We start from the raw sequence: 23,671 nt of genomic DNA, 5'->3' as shown, positions 1-23,671 counted from the left end.
TGATTGTTCATGAACCCTGATCAAAATGCCGAACGATTGAGGTCGGTTTTCGCTCGCGATTGCAACGCAGTGGCCTGGCCGACGGCTCGCCCCTTCGATCCCGATCGTGCCCTTCGGCTGATCCATCGGCTCGCATTTCCCCGAGCGGTCGGAACACCCGGCGAGCGGCTGGCCGCTCGTCTGGTCGAGCGAGCGTTGACCCGATCCGGCCGCCCAGTCGTCCGAGAGCGGTTCCCGGTCGGCACGACCGCCCGAAGGGTTGGCAGTCTGCTCGCCTTTCTCGGCGCGAGTGTCCTGGTCACAATCGGCGTGATCCTGGCGGCGAGCTGGCCTTTCCTCTCGGCACTGTGCGCGCTGGGGGCCGGATACCTCGTCAATGCTCCCTGGATCGTCACCCGATCCCTGGCTGATCGCTTTCGGGCTCGGGTCTGGTCCGACAATCTCGTTACCTGGCCAACGACGGCTGACGATGCCGAAGCCGCTCCCGCTCGGGTCGTCTTTCTCGCGCACTACGATTCAAAATCACAGCGCTTGCCGACTGGTTTGCGGGTGGCATTGGTGGTGTCGGTGACGGTGGGTTGTGTGATTCTGGTCGGCTTGACGCTTGCGAAGATGGTCCTGGGGCACGTGGTCGGGTTCTGGCCGTTTGCCGTGTTGGGCACGGTGATGAACGGTTGCCTGATTGCCTTGATGTGTAACGCGTCCGGCAATCGGAGTCCCGGTGCGCTCGATAACGGATCGGGCCTTGCCGTCTTGCTGGAACTGGCCCGGGTGTGGGATGCCCGGGACGACGCCCCGGTCGAAGTCGTCTTTCTGGCCACGGGGGCCGAGGAGGTCGGCCTCGACGGCGCCCGAGCCTTCCTCCTGCGGCATGAGTGGTGGCTTCGCGAACGCCCAACCCTTCTGATCAACCTCGAAAGTCTGGGGGCCGGCTCCCGAGTCTGGCTTGCCGGATCGCCAGGCGCCGTCAGCCTGGCCGAAGCCGTGGCCGAGTCCCAGTCCATTCCCACCGCCCGGTTTCGCATTCTCGGCGCAGGGATGGACCACGAACCGTTCGCCGCCGCGGGGCTCGACACCGTCAGCCTGCTCGGAGATGTGGTGGGCACCTCCGCGGTTCTTCATACCCCGCACGACGGGATTCATTTGATTGATCGTGATTCGTTGATTCGATCTGCGCGACTTGCCACGCATCTCGCCCTGAGCTGGGCCGATCGGCTTCGACGTTCTGGAGATTCTCCCGCGCTGGCAGTCGTTCGATCCGACGAAGAAGGATGACCACGCGTTGCCGCTTGTGTCGTAGGATAACAAGCGGGATCATTCCATGTTGGAATGGCGTGTCCAGATTATTCAGGCGTGATTCAGGGGAGAGCGATCATGCCCATTCTGCGTGGCTTTCTTGCGTTGATGCTCGTGGCGGTTTGCTCCGCCACCGCTTCGGCCCAACTTTATCCCGGACCCTTCATGCGAGGAGGTTGGGGCGGTTTCGGCACGGGAGGGCGAGATCCCGGAGCCGATTACCTTCGCGGCAGCGGCTACTACATGCGGGCTCAGGCGGATTATCAGGTCAAGGCGGCCGAGGCCAGCAAGCTTCGGGCCGAGGCCTATGCCAAATGGAACCAGACGATCTCCGAAGCACGCAAGGCCAAGGAAATTCGAGATGCCCAGGCACGCGACCGCCAGGCCGTGGAAACCGCCATCGTGAACCGAGAAGGGCTGGTCGAGGCCGGCATTCTGCTTAATCAAACGATTGATCAGATCCTTGATTTCCCAACCGACGGCACGCATGATGCCCTGGCGGCCATTCCGCTTGGTGCCGATGTTCTGCGCGACATTCCGTTCGAAAATGCCTCGGAACCGATTACCGCGTGCCTGGCCATCCTCACCCAGGAAGACGGCTGGCCGCCTCTTCTCCGAGAAACCGAGTTCGAGAAACCGCGAGAGACCTTCTCGAAGGCCATCACCGCTGCACTGGCCGAAGACCTGAACGGCTCGATCTCCGACTCGACCCGATCGGAACTTGACGACGCCCTGAGTGAGCTGCGCATCATGATCAAGAGCGAACAGAACGGTTTTCCCGTGGTCGGGGCCGATGACGCCGATCAGTTCCTCCGTACCCTCGCCGGAATGATCCGGCTGCTCGAAGACCCCCAGGGAGGTGCTGTCTATCGGATGATTCAGTCGTATGAGCAAGGAACGATGGCGGACCTGGTCGGGTTTATGCACGCCTATAATTTGCGTTTCGGCCGTGCCAAGACGGATCGTCAGAAAGAGATTTATCGGCAGTTCGATGCCATGCTAACTTCCATTCCCGTTGCTCAGGGCGCAGCGCCCGACGTGGCCACGAAGCCCCTGGTCGAGAGCAGTAAGCTGGTCGGCGACTCGGCCAAGGAACTGTTCTCGAACCTGAGCTGGGACGACATCGACAAGGCCGGTTCGAAATGACCTTTGGGCCGTTGTGCCTTGAGGGGTCAACACGTCTCACCGTGCCACGGACGGCGCGGTGGGTCAGCGAAGCACAAGGGCTGCGGGATCATGGTCTGTCCCGACGAGGGTCCACCCCTGGTCGTCGTAGCGGAGGTCGTTCACGGCAACATGTCGAATGGCGATCCGGTGGTAATCGGCCGGGGAAAACGATTCCATCAACGAGGTGATCAGCACGCGAATCACCACGCCATGAAGCACGACGACGATTGTTTCGCCCCGATGACGATGGGCCAGGATCGAGAACGGCGGCACGACCCGATCGCGCATGGCTCGGTACGATTCGCCTCCGGGGTGGGCGGCATCGAGATCCCCTTCCCCCCAGCGACGAATGAAGTGATCGACCTCGGCACGGACCTCGGCAATCGTTGCGTTTGACATCGATCCCATCCGGCGCTCGTGGAGTTCGGGAAGGATTCCCGGCTCGACTCCGCACGATCGGGCGATCGGTTCCGCGGTTTCGCGCGCTCGCCTCATGCCCGAGCTGTAAACCGCCTCGGGCCGAAGCCGGGCGAGCGCTTCAGCGGCGGCCAGGGCCTGCTGATGCCCTTCGACACCGAGGCCGATATCGGATTCAGCCCCGTGAAAGCGATCCGGTGCGGCGGTCTTTGCGTGGCGAAGGAGCAAGATTCGCGTGGGATTGGACGAGGAGGAGCCGGCGGTCATCACGGTTGGGTTTCTCGGTCAAATGGTGTAAACTTTCAGGTAAAGTCTCGGTTTGGCAAAGCGTCCGACGACGGCCTCATCCCAAACAATCGGCCGGAGTGTTCGTCGGGTTCGTGACACAGAACGCTTGCCGACCCCTTGCCACGTTCCCGATTGCGTGAGGTCGTCTCATGGCCCTGCCCGACAAGTTTCGGACCATTCTCCTCTTCGGTATGCCGGGCAGCGGCAAAGGGACGCAGGGTGTTGTGCTCGGCCACCTGCCGGGAGTGGTGCACATTTCCAGCGGCGACCTGTTTCGGAAACTCCCCAAGCACGGCGATCTGGGGCGAGAAGTCGTCTCGTACACGACGCGAGGCTTACTCGTACCAGACGATTTGACCATCCGCATCTGGAAACGTCACCTCCAGATTCTCATGCTCCAGGACGAGGTGACTCCCGGCTGCACCACGCTGGTGCTCGATGGCCTGCCGCGCAACTTTGAGCAGGCAGGAATGCTCGACGACGTCCTCGATGTCATCCAGATCTTCCACCTGATGATCTCCGACATCGAGAAGGCTAAGGACCGCCTTGCTGCCCGCGCGCTCCGCGAAAATCGGCTCGACGACATCAACGAAGAGGTCGTCAAACGCCGCCTGCAGGTCTACCACGATGAGACCTTCAAGACCCTTCAGTTCTACAACCCGTCGATCATTTATGAGATCAACGCCTCGCAGTCGCCCCTGAAGGTCCACATGGACATCATCCAGCGCCTCTGCGAAATGGAGAAGATCCGCCAGTTCTCCACCCCCCTCGATGTGGGAGCCCCCGTCGAGCAGAGCCCCGCAAACGGTCAGCGATCCGACTTGACCGACGCGACCGATGCGGATAGAACCCCTTCGACGGTCGGTTAGCCCTCTGGGTTCCCCTGCGCGGCGAGCCCGAATTGCTCGCCGCGACCGCCCCGGATCGTCCCGGAACGACTTGAATCCACTCCACCGCGCCGAGGGACTGCCGCGCGATGGCTCACGCGACACGGAAGGTCGCCTTTCTGACCCCGCTCTATTTCGACGAGGCTTCGTGCCTCGGCGGTGGTGAGCGTTACGCGACCAACATGGCCGCCGGACTGGTCGAAGCCACCGGCGGACGCTACGAGGTTGACCTCATCTCCTACGGCGTGGCCCCCGCCCACCGCGAGCTACGCCCCGGCGTAAGCCTTCGTGTGCTGCCGGTCGCCCGACGGCCCGACGACCCGCTCGATGCTGTTTCGTGGGAGCTGCCCGCCGCAATTGCCGAAGCCGACCTTGTTCATGTTCACATGGCGTTTAGCCGATCTGGCGAGTTCGGGCTCCTTGCCGCTCGGCAGCAGCGGAAACCGACCTGTGCCTCGGACCACGGCGGTCATTCCAGCTGGCTTGGCGCGTCGCTGGGAAGCCTGGAGCTGGCCGATCGGATTGTCGCGTACTCCTCGTTTGGTGCGTCCCTGTTCCGCACGCCGACGCCCGTGGTTGTGATCCGAGGTGGAGTGGATGCCTCTCGCTTCGCTCCTCCCGAGCCTCGTCCCCCTCGCGACCGAGTTCTGTATGTTGGCCGGCTGCTGGCACACAAGGGGATCGACCGCTTGATCGCGGCCCTTCCCCCCGAGTTGCCCCTGACCGTCTGCGGGCGACCCTACGACCCGGATTACTTCGCCTTGCTTCGCCGCCTGGCCGTCAGCAAGAACGTGACCTTCGTGACCGACGCCAACGACGCGACCGTCCGCGACCTCTACGCGAGGGCCTGGTGCAACGTTCTCCCGTCGGTCTATGTTGATTGCTACAACCGCCGCTATCGGGCACCCGAACTCATGGGCTTGACCTTGCTGGAAGCGATGAGCTGCGAGACTGTGCCGATCGCCTCTCGCGTGGCAGCGATGCCCGAATTTATCAAGCCTTATCAAAGCGGTTACCTGTTTGATACCCCTGAGGAACTGACGAGCTTGCTTCGCCGCCTGGCGAACGAACCGGAAACAGTTGCGCGGGTCGGTCAGGAAGCCCGCCGCGAGGTGTTGCGAGCGTTTGATCTCACCGTTGCCGGCGCGAAGCTTGCCGCCCTGTACGACGAATTGCTCGAATCCCACTCAGGCAGGAAGGAGCGGGTCTCGTGAAGATTCTCGTTCTTTCGAACTTCTATCCGCCCGAGGTTGTCGGCGGCTACGAGGTGGCCTGTGCTCAGGCGGTCGAAGCCCTGCGTCGACTCGGACATGAGGTGCGGGTCCTGACCGCATCGGCCCGGACCTTTGTGGAACCGCAACCACACGTCCGCCGGGGATTTGCGATCACGGACATTTGGAACCAGCACGCCATGAATCGTCGGCCTCCGGTGGTTCAACGGATGCTGGATGTGCGCTCTCGTCTGATCAACGCCTCGAATGTTCATGCGCTTGCCGAGACCGTGGCCGACTTTCGCCCCGATGTGGCCTATGTTCATAATTTGACGGGGCTGGGAGGGCTCGGCCTCATGGCGGCCCTCAACCATCTCGGGGTTCCATGGGCCTGGCAACTGGGTGACGCGGTGCCGTCGTACTGCTGTTCCGTCTGGGGCAAGGTGATTCCTGCCCTGGCGGAACGCTTCGGGGCGGAGATGCGAGGGACGTTCATTGCGGTCAGCTCGCGGCTGGTTGAGGAAATCGAGGGCCAGGGGGTTCCGCTCAATGGTCGCGTGGAATTGCTGCCGTACTGGATTGACGGCAGTCCGACTCCCCTGCCCCGCCGATCGGTCCGAAACGGCCCGCTCAGGGTCGTGTCGGCAGGTCGATTGACTCCGTACAAGGGAATCGACCTCTTGATCGAAGCGGTCGGGCTGGTTCGGAAAGAGCGCTGGTCCGTCGAACTGGATCTCATCGGAGCGATTGCGGACGTTGATGAAAACCACTACCCGGCTCTCGTCCAACAGCACGGAGTCGAAGACCGCGTTCGCTTCCTCGGACCGCTTGAGCACCCCGACCTGATTGCTCGATACCGGAATTACGAGCTCTTCGCGTTCCCGACCTGGGAGCGTGAGCCGTTCGGCATTGGGCCGATCGAGGCCGCGGCGCACGGGGGGTGTCTGCCCCTCATTTCGCAAAGTTGTGGCCTGGCCGAGTGGCTCGTGCACGGGGTCCACGGTCTGAAGGTCGAACCCACGGCGGCCGCGATCGCTCGCGTGTTCCTCGATGTGCTGGAGCGTCGGACGGATGCTGAAGCGATTGCGGAACGAGCCCGTGCGTCCACCTGGCGCGACTTTCATGTGGACGCTTTGGCGCCCCGGCTTGAACGCTGGCTTGAAGAGGCTGCGAACACCCCTCCTCAATCCGCGCCCGGCGCTCCGGCCGATACCGTTCGACTCGCTCGACTCGCCGAAGGCCTGGCAGAATCGTTGGTGACCCAGGCGGCCTGAGTGGGTTTGGTCCGTCTCTCAGTGTGTGTCGCGTGCAGGATTCGGAACACGATCCTGGTTCCCAGCAAGGAGGCCCGATTTCTCGTGCGAGACTTCGCCTTTTACAACACGGGCATCAACGATGCGAAGGGGCCGAAGCGTGTGCTTGGTCTGGCCCGTCGCCTGGTGCGCAGACTCCTCCGACCCATGTTTTTCCATCAGGAAGTGCTCTACCGCGACCTCCAGGCCCAGATCGACCACCTGAGTGGACAGGTTGAGGCACTCAGTCAGCGCTCGGCAACCACCGATGCGTTTCGCTGGGACTCGCTGGCAATGGCTCGCCGGCTCGCAAGCATCGAAGATCATCTCGCGCGGATGCAACCCCCTGCGAATGCCGAACGAGCCGTCCCTTCTCCCGGTAGTCGTATCGACCCGGCCAGCGAGCGCGGCTCGCCTCATGTGACTCCGTACAAGGAATTCTCAAGTTCGCAATTTTCGGTTCCTTCCTCCGGTGGCGACACTGATCTGACGTGAGCTTCCGCTCGCTGGAGTGAACCCATCGCAGTCCTGAACCTCGGCCGACGTCCCATGCCCACGACTCCTCGTCCGCATTTTGCGAAGTTCACCGCTGGTTCGATCGCCACGCACGAACCGTTCGCATCCTCGGCGACGGGACGAGGGTGCCCCTCGCCTGACCGCTTCCGTGTCCTGATCGCGACCCCCACCACGAACCAGATGTACTCCGGCATCGGCCGAGCCATTTTCGAGCTGTCCAGGCGGCTGCAAGGCCGAGTGGAGTTCACCTTCGCGATGGATGACCGGGATCCCCGGTCGTTGCGTCGCGTCTGGGATTTCGCCACGCCGCTGGGAATTCCCATGTGTGTTGGCCCTCATCGGTTCGAATCGGATTGCGTGGAACCGCTCAACGAACGCTTGCCTGAACTGATCAGATCATCACGTTGGGACGCGATTGAGCTGATCGGCTTTGCCAACGCCGCGACCGGTCGTGCCGTCCTGGATCACATCGACGATCGGACCGTGCTGTGCTACACCCCTCATGATCAGCCGCTCTGGACGGTTCCCATGTCGCCCGAGCAGGAGGCGAACGTTGCCGCGACCCATCGCCGCGTGATCGAACGCGCGGATCTGGTCCTCGCCGATTCACCTGCCGAATGTCGAGCCTTGCAACGGCTCGCGCCTCGACAGGTCAACGCCGTGACCTTGCCCCTCGGCTGCGATTTCGAAGCGTTCGACCTTGGGCCTCTCGATCGCCCTCCGCAACTGCTCTTTGTGGGGGATCTGGCCGAGATTCGCAAACGCTTTGATCGCGTTGTTCAAGTGTTTGAACATGTTGTCAGGCGAAGTCCCGAATTCCGACTGGTCGTCATCGGCAATCGGAGCGAGGCATCGGCAGACCGGATTCCTCCGGCCCTTCGCCCCTTTGTCGAGTTGCGCGGCTATGTGAGCGAAGCGGACCTGCGGGAGGCGTATCGGTCAAGCCGAGCACTCCTGTTGCTTTCCGACGTCGAAGCGTTTGGCCTGCCCATTCTTGAAGCGCTCGTCAGTGGAACACCGGTGTTGCTCAGCCGCTTGGAAACGACTGAGAGCCTATTCGGAGACTGCCCCGGAACGCATTTCTGTCCGATCGACGATCCTGAAGGAACGCTTCAGATTGTGGATCGGCTGCTGGATCAACCCTCCATCGCAATTGCCCAGGCACGAGCGGATCGACCGCGCTTACAGCCCCTGTTCGACTGGAATGCACTCGCCAATCGGAAGCATCAACTGGTCATGTCGGCATGGGGCAGACGCAATGCCTGGGCCTGGCATGAACCTCGGCCTTCCGCTCTGGATCGTGGTTCTTCTGCAAGCATTTCCTCGATCAAAGCTCTGTCCTCGCCTCCAACTCCCGAGAGCGTCCCATGCCCATGATCTCCTACGCTCAGAATGCGGAAGACGTTCTCCTCCGGCGCGTCTTTCCGGACAAGGAAGATGGTTTTTATGTGGATGTTGGAGCCAATCATCCCACCTTGCATTCCGTGACCCGGCATTTCTCGGATCGCGGCTGGACGGGGGTGAATGTCGAGCCGGTCGCCCGAGTCTGGGAAATGCTTCAGGCCGAGCGCCCTCGCGATGTGAACCTCTCGCTTGCGATCTCGGATCACGAAGGGATGATGACCCTGCACGAGCCAAGCGACTCGCTCGGCATGTCAACCCTCGACCTTGACTTCGCCGCCGGCCTGAAGTTGCACGGCTATTCGTATGTTGAACGGACGGTTGAGGTCATCACCCTCGCCACACTTTGCGAGCGATATGTGGGCGACCGGACGATTGATTTCCTCAAGATCGACGTGGAGGGGCACGAGCTTGCCGTCATCCAGGGGGCGGACTGGAGTCGCTGGCGTCCTCGGGTGCTCGTGATCGAAGCCACGATTCAGCCCGAGCTGTGGGAGCCGATCCTCCTTGCCGCCGATTATCTTCGAGCCGCCTTCGACGGGCTGAACCGCTACTACCTGCGACTGGAAGACCGCCGCCTGCTCTCGAAGTTTCGATCGCCGGTCAACGTCCTTGATGATTATGTGCCGTTTGAGCACGTGCTAGAGCTGGAGTCGCTGCGCCGCGAGCGTGACGAGGCTCTGGCCCGGCTTTCCCGATACGAGGATCTGGGTACCACGAGCTTGACCGTCGCCCGCCATCTTCGGCGAGTGGCCCGGCATGTGCCGATCGTGCCGTCGGTCGTCCGCCGCATGCTCCCCAAGGTGGGATAGTCGAACAGCGAAAACGGGATTTCAGATCAAAGCGATCTGAAATCCCGATGATTCCTACTCCGGTCGGACACGTCGGTCGATCAGACCTGATCGGGCACGACATACGGCGCCCGGTAGTCGCGCTTCAGCATGGCGTTGGCTTCGGGATCGTCGAGGAACGCCTCGTTCTCGACATCAATGTGCAGCTTGCGGCCCAGGCGGAGGGCGATGTTTCCGAGGTGGCAGAAGGCGCTCGACAGGTGGCCTTCCTCAATCTCGGCGTTGAGGATCGAGCGGTCTCGGGTCCGGACGGCCTCGATGAAGTTGGCGTAGTGGTCGCCGCCGCCGGTCCCCTTCGGGCCTGGCTCCATCTTGTGGCCGAAGAAGGTTTGCCACGAGGTGTAGCTGTCGAGCGTCAAGATCCCCTCAGTGCCGTAGAAGATGTCGCCGACTTTCACCCCTTGCTCATCGTTGGTGGGCAGGCCGCGCACCTCGAATTGAAGCAAAACGTCATCATATTCAAAGTTGACGGTCTGGGTGTTGGCGGTTTCGCCGTCGTCTTCGTAACCGTAACGGCCACCGGCCGACATGACGGTCTTCGGGAACTCGTTCTTGCCGATGCCCCAGCGGGCCAGGTCCATCTGGTGGATGCCCTGGTTGCCCAGGTCGCCGTTGCCGGTGTTCCAAACCCAGTGCCAGTTGTAGTGCAGGATGTTCGGGTTGTAGACGCTCGGGTCGCCGGGCTTGTGGAATTCGGCAGGGCCGGTCCAGAGGTCGTAATCGAGCCCTGCGGGTACCGGTTGGAACGAGCCGTGGCCGATCGAGCCACGAGGCTTGTAGCAGAGCCCCTTGGCCATGTAGATCTTGCCGATTCCCCCGTTGCGGAGGAATTCCATCGCGTCCTGAATCCCCTTGTGGCTGCGGCACTGGGTGCCACACTGGACCATCCGGTCGTATTTGCGAGCCGCCTCAACCAGTTTCCGGCCTTCCCATACATTATGACTGACCGGCTTCTCGACATAAGCATCTTTGCCCGCCTGGCAGGCCCAGATGCCCATCAGGCTGTGCCAGTGGTTCGGCGTGGCGACGGAGATAATATCAATCTCCGGGTTGTCGAGCACCTCGCGAACATCCTTCACGAGCGACGGAGCCGATCCGCTTGCCGTCTCGATCGCCTTCATGGCATTCCCGACGACGTTCTCATCGACGTCGCAGACCGTGGTCACGCGCACGCCGTCGTCTTTCAGGTTCAGGAACCCTCGGACGTGGTCCATACCCCGCCCCCGGACACCCACCACGGCCACGTTCAGCGAGTCGTTCGCGCTGGTTCGCCGCGGGGCCGAGCGGGGTTCGGCAGAGGCTCGTGAGGCGGTCGAGGCGGTCAGGGCGGCCAGGCTGGCGGCCGACGCCTGAAGGAAATCGCGGCGCTGGAACGATCGCATCGTGTTGGACTCCGGAGAAAATCTCGGGAAAATGGGAGGGCCCGATGCCTTCATGAGAACCTCCCGGCGCGGCCTCGTCAAGCATGGAGCCGGGTCGATCCCTCGTCCTTTTTTCGCAGGGCATTGCCGTGATCTTGACGATTCCGAGACGCTGCCTCGTCGTCCTCATCGGACCGACCGGTTCGGGCAAGAGCACCTTTGCTCGCCGTCATTTCCGGCCCACCGAGGTCGTCTCGTCCGACGATTGCCGCGCCCTCGTGTCCGACGATCCGAACAACCAGCTTGCCACGGCCGATGCCTTCGATCTCGTTCACCTGATTGTCGACCGCCGCCTGGCTCGGGGACGTCTCACGGTGGTCGACGCCACAAACGTCCGGGCATCGGCCCGGTCGGCCCTGATCCGCCTGGCCCGAACCCACCATGTCGAACCGATCGCTCTGGTCTTCGACCTCCCCGAATCCCTCCTGCTCGATCGCGCCCAGACGCGGACCGATCGGCGGATCGAGGCCGACGTGGTCCACCGGCATCGCGAGCAACTGTCACGGTCGATGACCGACCTGCCGCGCGAGGGGTTTGATCGCATCGTCACGCTTTCGAGCGTCGATCAGGTTGAAGCTATCTCCGTCTCCCGCGTCCCCCTGGCCTGCGACCGCCGAGGCGATCGAGGCCCGTTCGACTTGATCGGCGATGTGCACGGCTGTGCCGACGAGCTGGAGCAATTGCTTGATCGGCTCGGCTACGAGGTCGTCTCGCAGTCGATCGAACCCGCCTGGCCTGGCCCCATCTACGAGCATCCGGAGGGCCGGATCGCCGTCTTCGTGGGAGACCTGGTCGATCGTGGACCTCGGATTCTTGACACCGTTCGGATCGTGCGAAACATGACGGCCCGCGGCTCGGGCCTCTGCGTCATTGGCAATCACGACGACAAGTTTTTGCGCAAGCTGCGCGGTCGAAACGTCCGGGTCGCCCACGGTCTGGAGCAGACCCTTGCCGAACTGGATTTGCTTCCCTGGGGCATCCGCGAAACCACCGTCGAGGGCGTCATCGACTTCTTCGGTTCCATGACGCACCATTATGTGCTTGATCGTGGCCGCCTCATCGTCGCTCATGCCGGATTACCGAAGCCGATGCACGGCCGAGACACCCCCGGCGTGCGCGGCTTCGCGCTCTATGGAGAAACGACGGGCGAGGTCGATCAGTACGGCCTGCCGGTCCGCTTGAAGTGGGCCAAGAACTACCACAGCCCTGCCCTGGTGGTGTACGGTCACACGCCCGTTCCCGAGCCGGAGTGGATCCGACGATCGGTCAATCTCGACACAGGTTGCGTCTTTGGCGGCCACCTCACCGCCCTGCGATACCCCGAGCTGGAACTCATCTCCGTTCCGGCCGCCCGCGAGTATTATGCGTCGAGACGCCCCTTCCGAACGGCTCAGCAGCCCGTTTCGCCCTCCCCCAACCTTCCCGATCCGACCGAGACGCCTCCGAGATCCGGAGCGTGACCGACCCAACGCCGGGCCCCCTTGGCAGATTGCCAACGCGGGGCCCGGCGATCGGCGATCATTCCCCGCCGGTCAGTTCGTTCAGCAAGGCGTCGGCCTGGTAGACCGACTTCAACGCCTCGGCAATCACCCGAGAATCAACCGAAACGGCGCGGGCGAGCGTGTCGTCGTAGCCGAAGTCAAGAATCAACGAGTGAATATTGCCGTCGAAGATCAGACCGACCACCTTCCCCTCCCGATCGACGACCGGGCTGCCGGAGTTGCCGCCGATAATGTCGGCCGTCGAGACGAAATTCATCGGTGTCGACAGGTCGAGCCGCCCCGACTCCTTCGCCTCGACCCACGATTCGGGAACGTGGTACGGATCAACGTTTCCTTTTGTCTCCGCCTTTTCGAACAGGCCCTCGACCTGCGTGTAGGGCGGGATCGTTTCACCGTCTTCCTCCCAGCCGGCTACGGTGCCGAAGGCCAGGCGGAGGGTAAAGGTGGCATCGGGGTAGATCGCATCTCCGAGGCTCTCGAACAGAGCCTTGGCGATCCTCCCGTACTGGGCCGACTCCACCCCCTCAACGTCGTCTTCCCAGATCTTCCGCACGGCCCTCGACTCAGGATCGACGGCCACGGCCAGGGCGATCATCGGGTCGTCGCTGGCGGCGATCGCCTCCGAGCCTCCCTTGGCCATCATTTTGCGAACCTTCACATCGCCCAGTTTCGTCCCTTCGACCAGCGATCGGGCGACCTCCTCCGGTTCGCGATCCCCCAGCACGCGCTGAACCACCGGGTCGTCCGCGCCGACGGTGTCTCGCCAGTACGTCAGGGCATTGGTCAGGCGAAAGATCTCGTATTCCGGGTAAATCGGCGCTTCGGAGTAAAGGCCAAGGAACAACGACGGCAAGGCGGTTTCACGATACTCCCGCAGGCGGTTCTCGTTCGGCGTCTCCTGCTCCGCGGCCAGGCGGGCGAGGGTTCGGGCGATTTGAAAGAGGCGAGACTCGAACGCCTGACCTCGCTCCAGCATGTTGTACGCCACCAGATGCTCAGCGGCGACGCTCCGAGACGCGGCAATCTTGTCCCAGGCGTCCGCGTAGGCGGCGGCCGATTCGGGGTCCGACGCAACCTGCTCGCGGAGCGCCTGCTCGGCTTCTTGCTTGCGACGCATGAAGTTTTCATCGCGCAAGCCTTGGTAGCCTCCCAGGCGGGCCTTGCGGCTGTTCTGGTAGCCGAACAGATCTTCCTTCGCCTGCCGTGCTTCTTCCTCGCCCTGCTGGCTGAAGACAGAAAGGGAGGCCTCGCGGTTGCGGATCAGGTCGAGCAGGAACGGAAAGCCGGTGTCACGGAAGTATTCCAGGTGGGCCACCGTGTTCAACCGGCTTGTCCGGCCGGGGTGGCCGGCGACGAAGACGAGATCCCCCGCCTCCGACCCGTTCGCGCTCCAGCTCAGGTAATGCTCGGGCCGGGCCGGCTTGCCATCCTCGTAGGCCCGCACGAAGGCCACGTCGAGGCAATAGCGAGGATATTCGAAGTTGTCTTCATCTCCACCGAAGAACGCGACATCGAATTCGGGAGCGAAGACAAGTCGAACGTCCGTGTACTTCTTGTAGGTGTAAAGATGATACTGTCCCCCTTGATACAGGGTGACGACATCGTTCCTCAGGCCGTTCGCCTCGGAGGCCGCCTGCTCAATGCCCGCCATTGCCGAGCGACGCGCCGCGGCCGCCTCGGCGTCCGACATCGACGCGGTCACGGCCGCGTTGACCTGGTCGGTCACGTCCTGGATGGCCACCGTGACGTTCAGCTCCAGGTCGGGCGCGGGTAGCTCGGCCTCGCGATTCTCGGCCAGGAAGCCGACGCGGTAGTAGTCATTCTCCGCGGTGCTCAGCTTTTGCAAGGTGTCGGCGGCGACGTGGTGGTTGGTCATCACCAGGCCGTCGGCCGAGACGAACGAGCCGGAGCCCCCGTTGTTGAAACGCACGGCCGACGAGCGAATGCGGGTGATCCACTCCTCGGTCGGCTCGAAGCCGTACTTGGCCTTCAACTGGTTGAGCGGCAGGTTGTTGAAGACCCACATCCCCTCATCGGCCGGGGATTGAGAAGCCGTCGTCATGATCGTCAAGAGCCCGATCAGGGCCATCCTTCGTCTCAATGTCATCGTTCGGGTCCACGTCTGGGCGGTGTGTGGTGGTGAAGCCCCGTGCCGCGGGCGGATGCGGCTCGATGCTGATTGTCTCAGGTTTGGCACCGTGTCGGAAAGAGGGAGTCTCAGTGTTCGGGGTTCTTCGGTCGCTCCTCGAGACGGGTTCCCGAGTCCGAGCGATGGGTGATCTTCCCCGTTCGACTCCCCCGAATCGCACGGCCAGGGGATTCCCAAACGCTCAGGCCAGGGGGTATCATGACTCGCTGCCATGCGCCTCTTCCGCCACGCTCATTTCCTCGGAGTGTTGACGGTTTCCGGTGACGCCAATCCATCCCCGAGTGCTCGATCTTCACCCATCGCTCCCATCTGCTTTTGTCTGCGGATTGATCGCCTTCCGGAGGATTCCTTACCTCCCTCTTGACGAGGTTCGTGACTTGATGACCCCTTCGACGCATGCGATCCGAGATCGAAATCATGCCGATCTCGGCGCGATCCTTCGCCGCGACGCCGAGGCGATTCTCGACACCTGGGCCGAGCGTGCCATCGCCCAGGGACATGGTCGCCCGGGGGCCCATCGGGAGGAGCTGCGCGACGACCTCGACGACTTCCTTCGAGCCCTCGGAGACGATCTCTCCGGCGGCAACGATTCGCCGCGAGAGGAAGCGGTCGCTCACGGTCGTTATCGCTGGAAGGTCGGTTGGGAGTTGCAAGACGTCGTCATCGACTATCAGTTACTCCGCATCGTCATTCTGGATCATCTGCACCAGGCGCTCGGCCACGAGCCCGGGTTCGAGCAGGTGGTGGCCATTGGCGTGCATATTGATGATGCCATCGCCAGGGCGGTCGTGGCTTACGTCGAGCATCAGGCGGCCCAGCTCCAGCAGGCCCACCAACGGCTCAACGAATTTCTCGGCGTGCTCGGCCACGAGCTGCGCAACCCGCTCGGGACGATTGCCGTCGGCCTGCAACTGGCAAGGCTCTCTGGTCCCATTCAGGGCGACCTTGCCGATGCGGTCGAGGGGATCAGCCGGGGTGTCCTGACCATGACCCGGTTGATGGACGACATGCTCGACGTGGCCCGCGTGACGCGAGGAGACCTGGAGATCCGCCGTTCCCGGATCGCGCTGGCCGAGGTCGTTTCGTCCGCCGTCGCCTCGACCCGGTCCATCGTGGACGAGTCACGGCACCGCCTGACCGTGTCGCTCCCTGACGACCCGATGACCATCGAGGCCGACCCAACTCGCCTGGAACAGGTGATTGTCAACCTAATCACCAACGCGGCGAAGTATACCGATCCGGGCGGCCTGATCGAGGTGCTGGGCCATTGCGACCCGCGCCAGGCCGTCATTCAGATCCGGGACAACGGTCACGGAATCGACCCTGAGTTCTTGCCTCATCTGTTCGATCTGTTCGCCCAGGCCCCGGAACACAACGGCCGGGGACTGGGAATCGGCCTGGCGCTGGTCCGCAACCTGATCGAACGCCACGGCGGCACCATCTCCGCCCAGAGCGACGGCATCGGCCAGGGCAGCACCTTCACCATTCGCCTCCCGCTGGCCGATCAGGCCGTCTCGACCCTCGCCGGACCGACCCCAGAGGCGACTGCCGAGAGCGGCTCCGTTTCGGCCTCGATGCCAAGACGCATCCTCATCGTTGACGACGAACGCGACGCCGCCCGGTTGCTCGCCCTTTTGCTCGAACAGGAGGGTCACGAGGTCTCCGTGGCGTTCGACGGGACCTCGGCCCTGGCCGAAGTGGAGCGAATGCAACCGGATCTGGTCTTGCTCGATCTCGGCCTGCCGGATCTCGATGGCAGAGACGTGGCCCAGCGCATCATCGACTCCTCTGGCTCGGATCGCCCCGTGATCGTTGCCCTGACCGGCTTCAGCCCCGGACAGCGGCCGGGGGAAACGCCTCTCGAACAGGACGCTTGCTTCGACCTCTTTCTCACCAAGCCGGTCGAGGCGGAAAGCCTGGCTCGCGTGCTTGCGCTCCGTCAGCGTGCCTCGGAATCATCCGACGGGGGCTGACCGAGTCTTGCCCCTCCCAGGCCTTCCCCGCCCAGAGACCCCGAAGCCCCGAGGATCGCTTGTGTGTTCGATGATCCCGGGATGCTCAGGAACCACCCCTGCAAGGTGCCGCTCCAGAGCCCCATGCAGGCGAAGGCCGTGACCAGCCCCAGCACGACCGCAATCCGAGCCCGCAAGGCGATCATTTTCGAGCGATGCTCGACCCGTCTCAGCTCCTTCGCCAGCAGGGTCATCTGACATTCGATCCATTCAAACCGCTCGATGAGCATGTCTGACGGCATCGAGGCGCCCTGGCTCTTGTCGTCCAGCTCACCGGCACCGGCCGCCAAGGCGTTGCGCGTGCTGTCCCAACGACGACGGCGCTCGTGAAGGGCGAGCCGCTGCAGTCGATCGAAGACCTCGGGTTCCTGGTCACGACCCAGACGCTCTGCCATGTGTGCCCAACTCCCAAACTCCTCGGAAAGGGTGGTCGCACTGCGCTTCCGGTTCCGTCTTCGCGAGGGGACTCGTCCGCCGATCCTCGATCCTTTTGCACGATCAAGGGCGAGGGAGCCAGACTGCCGGCCGCGTCTTTCGCAAAGTCCTCGTGACCCTCCCTCCGTCGGTTTCCGGTGGAGAGCATGGCCGGAGGCCGGGTGAGGGAACCGAGCGTCGAACGAACCTCGACAGACCATCGAGCACCGCTCTCAAGCACTCTAGTTCGTCATTTCCGAGACGAACGTGCTCTGGTCGTGTGCCGCTCCGAAACCTCTGCTGGATTGGCGGGCGTTCCTCTCCCGTTTCTCCGGATTATTGTGCTTGGCCCTCCTCGTTTTCCTGATCCTTATAGAGAAGGAGTCGTCTCCCTGGTTTCGCTCCGAAGTGTCGAGGAACACTCCGCACGAGATCCGGAGGCTCGTCTTCCGATTGTGGCTGCTGCGTGCGAGGAACGGCCCCCCTGGCCCTTCTTCCCCGCGTGTCGGGGAGAGGCTGGCGGCCACTCACGAAACCAGGCTCGTTGAATCCCTCGAGACGAACGTTGATCTGACGAAACGAACGATCTCGATCGCCCGAAGTTGTTCTTTGATAATCAGTTCCGTTATTTCTCCCCGGCGCACCGCGAGCGCACCGGACAGCGCACCGCGAGCGCACCCGACGGCACACCGCGCCTTGGAAGGACGCCATCAGGTGGCTGATCGCGATGCCGGCGGACCCTCGGCAATCGTTCGGGCCATCGTCCTCGTTCCTCGGTCGAGAGTGTCCGAACGAATTACCGAAACGAACGGGTTCAATCGTCAGAACTCACGGCTTAATCACACGTTTCGACGTTTGCATTCAGCGCACCGAGCCGCGCACCGAAGGCGCACCGCAGGGGGCGCCTCGGTTCGGCTCGGATCAGGACGAGGCCGGCGGGTGGACCGAGATCCCGTTGACGGACGAGGGTGATACGGGTTCCTGAGGCGTTTCTTCCTCGGCCCGGGCGGTGGCGGCTCCCTCGGCGGCAATCGGTTCGGGAAGGTCCTCGAAGAATTCGCCGATGCGGCGGAACTTCTGGTAGCGATGTTCGAGGAGTTGCTCGCGGGGGATCTCGGCGATCTTGCGGAGCGATCGGGTCAGGAACCCTTTCAGGGCGATGGCGGCCCCTCGGGGGTCTCGGTGGGCACCGCCGGGAGGCTCCTCGACCACCTCGTCGATAATCCCGAACCGCAGGAGGTCGCGGCCGGTCATCTTCAGGGCCTCGGCGGCGCGGTCTTTCCGCTCGGCGGTCTTCCAGAGGATCGTGGCGCATCCTTCGGGGCTGATGACGGAGTAATACGAGTGCTCCATCATCCCCACCCGGTCGCCGATCCCGATGCCCAGGGCGCCTCCGGAGCCCCCTTCACCGATGACCACGCAGACGATCGGCGTGTCGATCTGGCTCATCGCCATCAGGTTCTCGGCAATGATGGCGGCCTGCCCTCGCTCCTCGGCCTGGATCCCGGGATAGGCCCCGGGCGTGTCGATCAGGCACACGATCGGCAACTGGTGCCTCGCCGCCAACTTCATGGCGCGCAACGCTTTACGGTATCCTTCGGGGTGGGCGCAGCCGAAGTTGCAGGCAGTTCGCTCGGCCAGGTCGCGGCCTTTCTGGTGGCCGATGAACATGAGCTTCTTCTCGCCGAGGTGGGCGAAGCCGGTGACCATCGCCGGGTCGTCGCCGACAGCGCGATCGCCGTGAAGCTCCAGGAACTGGTCGAAGATCAGCTCCAGGTAATCACGCGACTGGGGACGGAGCTGGTGCCGAGACACCTGGACCGTTTCCCAGGGAGTCAGGTTGGCGAAGATGGCCCGTTTCAGGCCGATCAGCTCGCGCCGGATCGTGCGAATCTGGTCGGACAAGCCCGAACCGTCTCCCTGAGATTGCCGGGCTTCAAGCTCGGCCAGCCGGGCCTCCATCTCGAAGATGGGGGCCTCGAAGGGCAGGCGGTACTGATTGGGGGCCTGGGTATTGGTCTTCGGGTTGGTGGCGGGGGGCATGGTCGGCCGCCTCCTCCTGGCGCGGGCCGTTCGCCGGGGGGGACCGGCGTGGTCTTGGTCTGGGTCGGTTTCGTTGGGATTCGAGTCAGGTTCCGAGGCGAAGCGGGAGCCCTCGGCGGTTTTCCCCGGCGATCACATGGAGTAGCGGTCGGCCATGGGGTCAGGGTCGTCCTTGAAGATCCGGATCCGGTTGAACGCGGCGAGGAATTCCCGCAAATCCTTGAGACGATCGTCGGGTTTTTTGGCGAGCATCTTCAAGACCAAGTCGGAGAATTCTTTGGTCACGTTCTTGTTGTAAGAGGTCGGCGGGACGGGTTTCTCCTTCATGTGCTTGTTGAGCAGTTCCATCGGCGAGTTGGCCCGGAAGGGCTGCCGGCCGGTCGCCAGCTCGTAGCAGGTGATACCGAAGCTGTAGATGTCGGCTGCGGCCGAGGGGGCCAGCCGGCGGATCACATCCGGGGAAATGTAGCTGTAAGTTCCTTCCCTCGGAGGCTTTCCGGCGAACAGCTTGCCGAATCCGGTCGGAATCTTCTTGGCCAGGGCGTAGTCGATGACCCGGACCTCTCCGGAGCGGTTGATCAGGATGTTCTCGGGCTTGACGTCGCGGTGGGCCCAGCCTTGCTCGTGCATGTAGGCCAGCGCCTCGGCTGCTTGACGGAGCACCATGTGGGGGCGTCCGGCCGGCAGGGCGTACTCTTGAGGCTTGCCGATCACCAGGCGGAGCGTCATGCCCGGGAAGTAGTCCATGACGAAATACGGCGAGGGCTTGGCGTTGACGAACTCGTGCACCCGAATGAGGTTCGGGTGGGTGAACATCTGGCCGAGCTTGGCCTCGAACGCCAGGGCGCGCCGTTCGGCCGGGTCGCTCGATCGGCTTTCGAGCAGCTCCTTCAGGGCGAAGCGACGGCCGGAGCCCTCCTGGACGACCTCCATGATCACGGAGTTCTGCCCCATCTGAAGGACCCGGACGATCCGATAGTTACCGATCCGGTCTTCGCCGGTCGTGGTGGTTCCGGTGGCCACGGGCCCTCCTCGGCGGCGAGGCACCGGGCCGCCTGTACAAGGACTCCTGAGCTTCAGGAGAGGGGGCGACCCGGGGCAGTTCGAAACGTTGGCAGTCTGGTTGATCTTACCAAACCCAGCGATTGGCACAACGCGGGTCGGCTTGTCGCGGTTCGGTTCGATCGGCCGGTTGGGGATCAGATTTCGGTGCCGTCGGGGATCACGGCGAACTTGGGCACGACGACGATCCCATCTCGAACATAGTACAGGCCCTCTCGGTCGACCTCCTGATCCTTCGGTTGCTTGCGGATGCGAACCCCTCGGCCGACCCGGGCGTTCTTGTCGATGATCGCGTCCTCGATGATCGAGTCGTCCCCCACGCCGATATTCGGCCGACCTTCCTTCTGGTTTTTCTCGATTCCTCGCTGGCCTTCGAAGACGTCAGCCCCCATGACGTAGGAGTTGCGGATCGTGACGTTCTCGCCAATCTGGGTCCGCAGACCGACGATCGAGTGCTCCAGGACCGACCCCTTGCCGATGGCCGCACCGTCGGCGATCAGGCAGCGGGTCAGGGTCGCCCCGTTGACCTTCGAGGGGGCCATGAAGCGCGGCCGGGTGAAGATCGTCTTGTTGTCGGCCGCGAAGTCGAACGGAGCGTCCACTCGGGTCAAGTCAATGTTCGCCTTGTGGAAGGCGCCGATGGTCCCGATGTCCTCCCAGTAGCCGTCGAAGGGGAAGATCTGGACCCGCATGTTCGGGTCGGCGATGGCGGCGGGGAAGACCCCCTTGCCGAAGTCGTCCACCTCCATGCGGTGCAAGAGATCCACCAGCACGTCACGGTTGAAGAGGTAGATGCCCATGCTCGCCAGATACGAGCGGTTGCCGGCCCTGATGCCCTGGTTTTCCAGCCATTTCGGGTCGGTGCGGACCGAGTCGAGCGCGTCGCGGGTCTTCGGTTTTTCGAGGAAGTTATGCACCTGGCCGTCGGGCTTGATCTGCATGATGCCGCAGGCGGTCGCCTCCTGCTCATCGACGGGCAAGGCGGCGATGGTGGCCGCGGCCCTGGTCTCGTAGTGCAGGCGGATCATCTCCTGAAAGTCCATGCGGTAGAGCTGATCTCCCGAGAGGATCAAAACCAGTTCGCTCAGCTCCTCCTTGAGCAGGTCAAGGTTCTGGCGGACTGCGTCGGCCGTCCCTTGATACCACTCCTGGTTCTCCATCGTCTGCTGGGCGGCCAGGATCTCGACAAAGCCGCCACCGAACCCATCAAACTTGTACGTATTGGTAATGTGTCGATGCAAGCTCAAGGAGTTGAACTGCGTCAGCACATACATCCGGTTCAGGCCAGAGTAGATGCAGTTGGAGATGGGGATGTCGATCAACCGATACTTGCCGGCGATCGGCACGGCAGGCTTGCTGCGCAAGGCAGTCAGCGGAAAGAGCCGGGTGCCTCGGCCTCCCCCCAAAATCAGGCAGGTCACATTATTGCGCGTCATGACAGGAAATCCCCAGGCGAGTCGGATCGGCGCGGTGTCTCGCCAAGAGGACCGACCCGAGCATCCGACGAACCGTACAGCCAGTCTACCCGAAGGCGGGAGCAGGCTCGACCGTCGGCAGGAAAAAGCGCGTTGATTGACGATGGGAGGCGGGTTCGGATGGGTGCGTCGTGCACGCGGCCAGAACCCGCCCCGAGTTGAGTCGGTCGGACATTCGGCTCCTTACCAGCCGAGAGACATGTTGGACTCGATCACCTTGCGTGCTTCATCCAGATCGGTGCCGGTTTGCTGCATATAGAGTCGGACGGCATGCAGCTTGTCTCCTCGGGCATTGGAAAGGCACTCGCGTGCCTTGGTACACGGGTCGATCCCTCCTTCGATCCCCAGCAACCGCTTGGAGATGACCCAGGCATCACGCGGACGGTGCGTGACGCGGAGCACCTCCTCACCCGGATAGTTTTCCTCGGCGAAGGCTCGCGCGGCCGATTCACCGTCGACGCACGCGATCATGATGTGCGACGTCGTTTCCACCTCGAACAGAGGCATCGTTATGCCCCCTTTCTACGAGTCGAGCGGCCGGCCGCATGGCGTGATCTTGCCAGTTGGGGCCGCGAGGCTCATCGAGTTGTGAGAGAAAGAGATGGGTACTGCCACCGAGAATCCTAAGACGCCCCACCTGCCCCGGTCAAACCTTTTGAGCCGAAATCCAGGAGCCTCGGCCCGCCCAATCGGCCGAGATGCACCGGGCGGCCCATCGCTCCGACCGGCCCTGACAAGGGGCAGCGCCTACCTCCCGATCGCCCGACGGTTTACCATGGCGCTCGATCGGAACCGCGGCTCATCGCCGCCGAGGAGGGTTCCTGGAACTGTTGGATTCGGAAATGTAGATGCGATCGGAGGGTGCTTCGATGATGCGGTTGCTCCTGGCGGCCCTGGTTCTGGGGATGATGGGACCGGCATCGGCCGGAGAGTTGCGGGTGGGTGCTGCCCAGGAGGTGATTACCCCTCCTCCGGGGACGCCGATGGCCGGCTATTACTTTGAACGGGCCGCCGAGGGGGTGCACGACGACCTGTTCGCCAAGGCCATCGTGATCGAGTCGGGCGAGATGCGGGCCGCCCTGGTCGCGCTCGATGTGATCACCACCACGCGTGATCTGGTCAACGATGCAAGGCAGGCGATTGAGGACGCAACAGGCATTCCTGGTGCTCATGTGATGATCAGTGCGACCCATGCGCACACCGGCCCGGTCATTGCCGATCAATCCCGGCGGTCTCAGACTTTGGGAGGAGGCTCGGATCTGTCGCAGCGCTACCGGGAGAGCCTGCCGGCGAAGATCGCCGAGGCGGTCCGGCGGGCCGATGAGGCCAAGGTGCCCGCGATGGCCAGGGCTGCCCGGGGAAGCGAGTCGTCGATCGCCTTCAACCGGCGCTATCATATGAGCGATGGAACCGTCGGTTGGAATCCCGGCAAGCGGAACCCGAAGACGCTGAAGCCAGCCGGCGTGATCGATCCCGCCGTGCCGATTGTTTACTTCGAGTCGCTCGACGGCGACCCGCTGGCCGTGTACGTCAACTATGCGGTGCACCTGGACAACGTCGGCGGACCGGCCATCTCAGCGGATTTACCGTACACCCTCTCGAAGCTGATTGCCGAGTTCAAGGGGCCGGACGTGGTGACGGTCTTCACGGCCGGGTGCTGTGGGGATATCAATCATATCGACGTCTTCTGGGCCGAGCCGCAAAAGGGGTTCGAGAACGCCGCCCGCATGGGGATCATCCTCGCGGCAGAGGTCCTTCGGAACTGGCCGAAGCTGGAGGAGGTGGACCAGGTTTCGCTTCGGATTGACCATGAAATGGTCGCCCTGCCCTTGCCCGAGATTGCCCCGGAGGAGGTTCCGAAGGCCGAAGCCGTGGTCGAGCGACACCGCTCCGGCTCGACTCCTCAGCCAAGCTTTCTGGAAACGGTCAACGCGTACAAGGTGCTCGATGTGACCGCTCGGGACGGTCAACCGAACGAGGTCGAGGTACAGGTGATTGCCCTGGGAGACGTGATTGCCTGGGTGTCGTTGCCCGGCGAAATCTTTGTCGAGCTGGGGCTGGAGATCAAGCAGGATTCTCGATTTGAGCATACGATCATCGCCGAGCTTGCGAATGGGTCGATCGGTTACGTTCCCTCGCGCCGGGCCTACGCGCAGGGGAATTACGAGGTGGTGAGCGCTCGTTGTGCGGAAGGATCGGGCGAGATGCTGGTCGATGCCGCGGTTCGATTGCTCAGGAGCTTGCATGGCGATGCGATTACGGAGTAA

The 23,671-nt window shown here is 63.0% G+C and carries 19 protein-coding genes; 11 read left to right on the top strand and 8 right to left on the bottom strand.

Annotated features, from left to right (window positions below):
- Positions 1–9 precede the first annotated feature (9 nt).
- Positions 10–1,275, top strand: a complete 1,266-nt coding sequence (locus tag HG800_RS23080; protein ID WP_169980000.1) for a M28 family metallopeptidase — start codon at positions 10–12, stop codon at positions 1,273–1,275.
- A gap of 99 nt (positions 1,276–1,374) precedes the next feature.
- Positions 1,375–2,442, top strand: a complete 1,068-nt coding sequence (locus tag HG800_RS23075) for a hypothetical protein (protein WP_169979998.1) — start codon at positions 1,375–1,377, stop codon at positions 2,440–2,442.
- A 63-nt stretch (positions 2,443–2,505) separates the two neighbouring features.
- Here HG800_RS23075 and HG800_RS23070 read toward each other — a convergent pair whose 3' ends face one another.
- Entirely contained in the window at positions 2,506–3,147 is a 642-nt protein-coding gene (locus HG800_RS23070) for a histidine phosphatase family protein (protein ID WP_169980072.1), read from the bottom strand.
- 170 nt (positions 3,148–3,317) lie between these two features.
- Between HG800_RS23070 and HG800_RS23065 the strand changes: the two genes are divergently transcribed.
- The 6 genes from HG800_RS23065 to HG800_RS23040 all read left to right on the top strand — a co-directional run bounded on the left by HG800_RS23065 (position 3,318) and on the right by HG800_RS23040 (position 9,287).
- The gene (locus HG800_RS23065; RefSeq protein ID WP_169979996.1) at positions 3,318–4,037 is read left to right on the top strand and encodes an adenylate kinase family protein; all 720 of its coding nucleotides are present in this window, start codon (positions 3,318–3,320) and stop codon (positions 4,035–4,037) included.
- 107 nt (positions 4,038–4,144) lie between these two features.
- Complete coding sequence (locus tag HG800_RS23060; RefSeq protein WP_169979993.1) at positions 4,145–5,269, top strand: glycosyltransferase family 4 protein; 1,125 nt, start codon at positions 4,145–4,147, stop codon at positions 5,267–5,269.
- Positions 5,266–6,540, top strand: coding sequence for a glycosyltransferase family 4 protein (locus tag HG800_RS28320; protein WP_169979991.1), 1,275 nt, complete (start codon positions 5,266–5,268; stop codon positions 6,538–6,540). The genes HG800_RS23060 and HG800_RS28320 overlap by 4 nt, the downstream gene beginning before the upstream one ends.
- An 84-nt stretch (positions 6,541–6,624) precedes the next feature.
- Positions 6,625–7,053 carry a hypothetical protein gene (locus HG800_RS23050; protein ID WP_169979989.1) on the top strand — a complete coding sequence of 143 codons (429 nt, stop codon included), beginning with the start codon at positions 6,625–6,627 and terminating at the stop codon, positions 7,051–7,053.
- A gap of 54 nt (positions 7,054–7,107) precedes the next feature.
- A complete protein-coding gene (locus tag HG800_RS23045) occupies positions 7,108–8,451 on the top strand; it encodes a glycosyltransferase family 4 protein (protein WP_169979987.1) in 1,344 nt (447 codons plus the stop codon).
- Positions 8,442–9,287: an FkbM family methyltransferase gene (locus HG800_RS23040; RefSeq protein ID WP_169979985.1), complete on the top strand. Its 846-nt coding sequence runs from the start codon at positions 8,442–8,444 to the stop codon at positions 9,285–9,287. The genes HG800_RS23045 and HG800_RS23040 overlap by 10 nt, the downstream gene beginning before the upstream one ends.
- Positions 9,288–9,367: 80 nt before the next feature.
- On the opposite strand, the gene HG800_RS23035 is transcribed toward HG800_RS23040, so the two are convergent.
- Positions 9,368–10,708, bottom strand: a complete 1,341-nt coding sequence (locus HG800_RS23035; protein ID WP_169979983.1) for a Gfo/Idh/MocA family protein — start codon at positions 10,706–10,708, stop codon at positions 9,368–9,370.
- A 128-nt stretch (positions 10,709–10,836) separates the two neighbouring features.
- On the opposite strand from HG800_RS23035, the gene HG800_RS23030 reads away from it, so the two are divergent.
- Positions 10,837–12,207, top strand: coding sequence for an AAA family ATPase (locus HG800_RS23030; RefSeq protein ID WP_169979981.1), 1,371 nt, complete (start codon positions 10,837–10,839; stop codon positions 12,205–12,207).
- A gap of 58 nt (positions 12,208–12,265) precedes the next feature.
- Here HG800_RS23030 and HG800_RS23025 read toward each other — a convergent pair whose 3' ends face one another.
- The gene (locus HG800_RS23025; RefSeq protein WP_235963899.1) at positions 12,266–14,338 is read right to left on the bottom strand and encodes a S46 family peptidase; all 2,073 of its coding nucleotides are present in this window, start codon (positions 14,336–14,338) and stop codon (positions 12,266–12,268) included.
- A gap of 440 nt (positions 14,339–14,778) precedes the next feature.
- On the opposite strand from HG800_RS23025, the gene HG800_RS23020 reads away from it, so the two are divergent.
- Positions 14,779–16,371, top strand: coding sequence for an ATP-binding protein (locus HG800_RS23020; protein ID WP_169979977.1), 1,593 nt, complete (start codon positions 14,779–14,781; stop codon positions 16,369–16,371).
- On the opposite strand, the gene HG800_RS23015 is transcribed toward HG800_RS23020, so the two are convergent.
- The 5 genes from HG800_RS23015 to HG800_RS22995 form a co-directional block, all read right to left on the bottom strand.
- Positions 16,338–16,805, bottom strand: coding sequence for a hypothetical protein (locus HG800_RS23015; RefSeq protein WP_169979975.1), 468 nt, complete (start codon positions 16,803–16,805; stop codon positions 16,338–16,340). The two genes, HG800_RS23020 and HG800_RS23015, sit on opposite strands and share 34 nt — an antisense overlap.
- A 940-nt stretch (positions 16,806–17,745) precedes the next feature.
- Entirely contained in the window at positions 17,746–18,867 is a 1,122-nt protein-coding gene (locus tag HG800_RS23010; RefSeq protein ID WP_169979973.1) for an acetyl-CoA carboxylase carboxyltransferase subunit alpha, read from the bottom strand.
- Positions 18,868–18,999: 132 nt separating this feature from the next.
- Positions 19,000–19,890, bottom strand: a complete 891-nt coding sequence (locus HG800_RS23005; RefSeq protein WP_169979971.1) for a serine/threonine protein kinase — start codon at positions 19,888–19,890, stop codon at positions 19,000–19,002.
- A 176-nt stretch (positions 19,891–20,066) separates the two neighbouring features.
- Positions 20,067–21,365 carry a glucose-1-phosphate adenylyltransferase gene (locus HG800_RS23000; protein WP_169979969.1) on the bottom strand — a complete coding sequence of 433 codons (1,299 nt, stop codon included), beginning with the start codon at positions 21,363–21,365 and terminating at the stop codon, positions 20,067–20,069.
- Positions 21,366–21,587: 222 nt separating this feature from the next.
- On the bottom strand, positions 21,588–21,911 hold the full coding sequence (locus HG800_RS22995; RefSeq protein ID WP_169979967.1) for a DUF6793 family protein: 324 nt from the start codon (positions 21,909–21,911) through the stop codon (positions 21,588–21,590).
- 362 nt (positions 21,912–22,273) lie between these two features.
- Between HG800_RS22995 and HG800_RS22990 the strand changes: the two genes are divergently transcribed.
- Positions 22,274–23,671, top strand: a complete 1,398-nt coding sequence (locus tag HG800_RS22990; protein ID WP_169979965.1) for a hypothetical protein — start codon at positions 22,274–22,276, stop codon at positions 23,669–23,671.

It is taken from the genome of Tautonia rosea (assembly GCF_012958305.1).
Lineage (GTDB): Bacteria > Planctomycetota > Planctomycetia > Isosphaerales > Isosphaeraceae > Tautonia > Tautonia rosea.
This window is presented reverse-complemented; position numbering and strand designations above follow the sequence as displayed.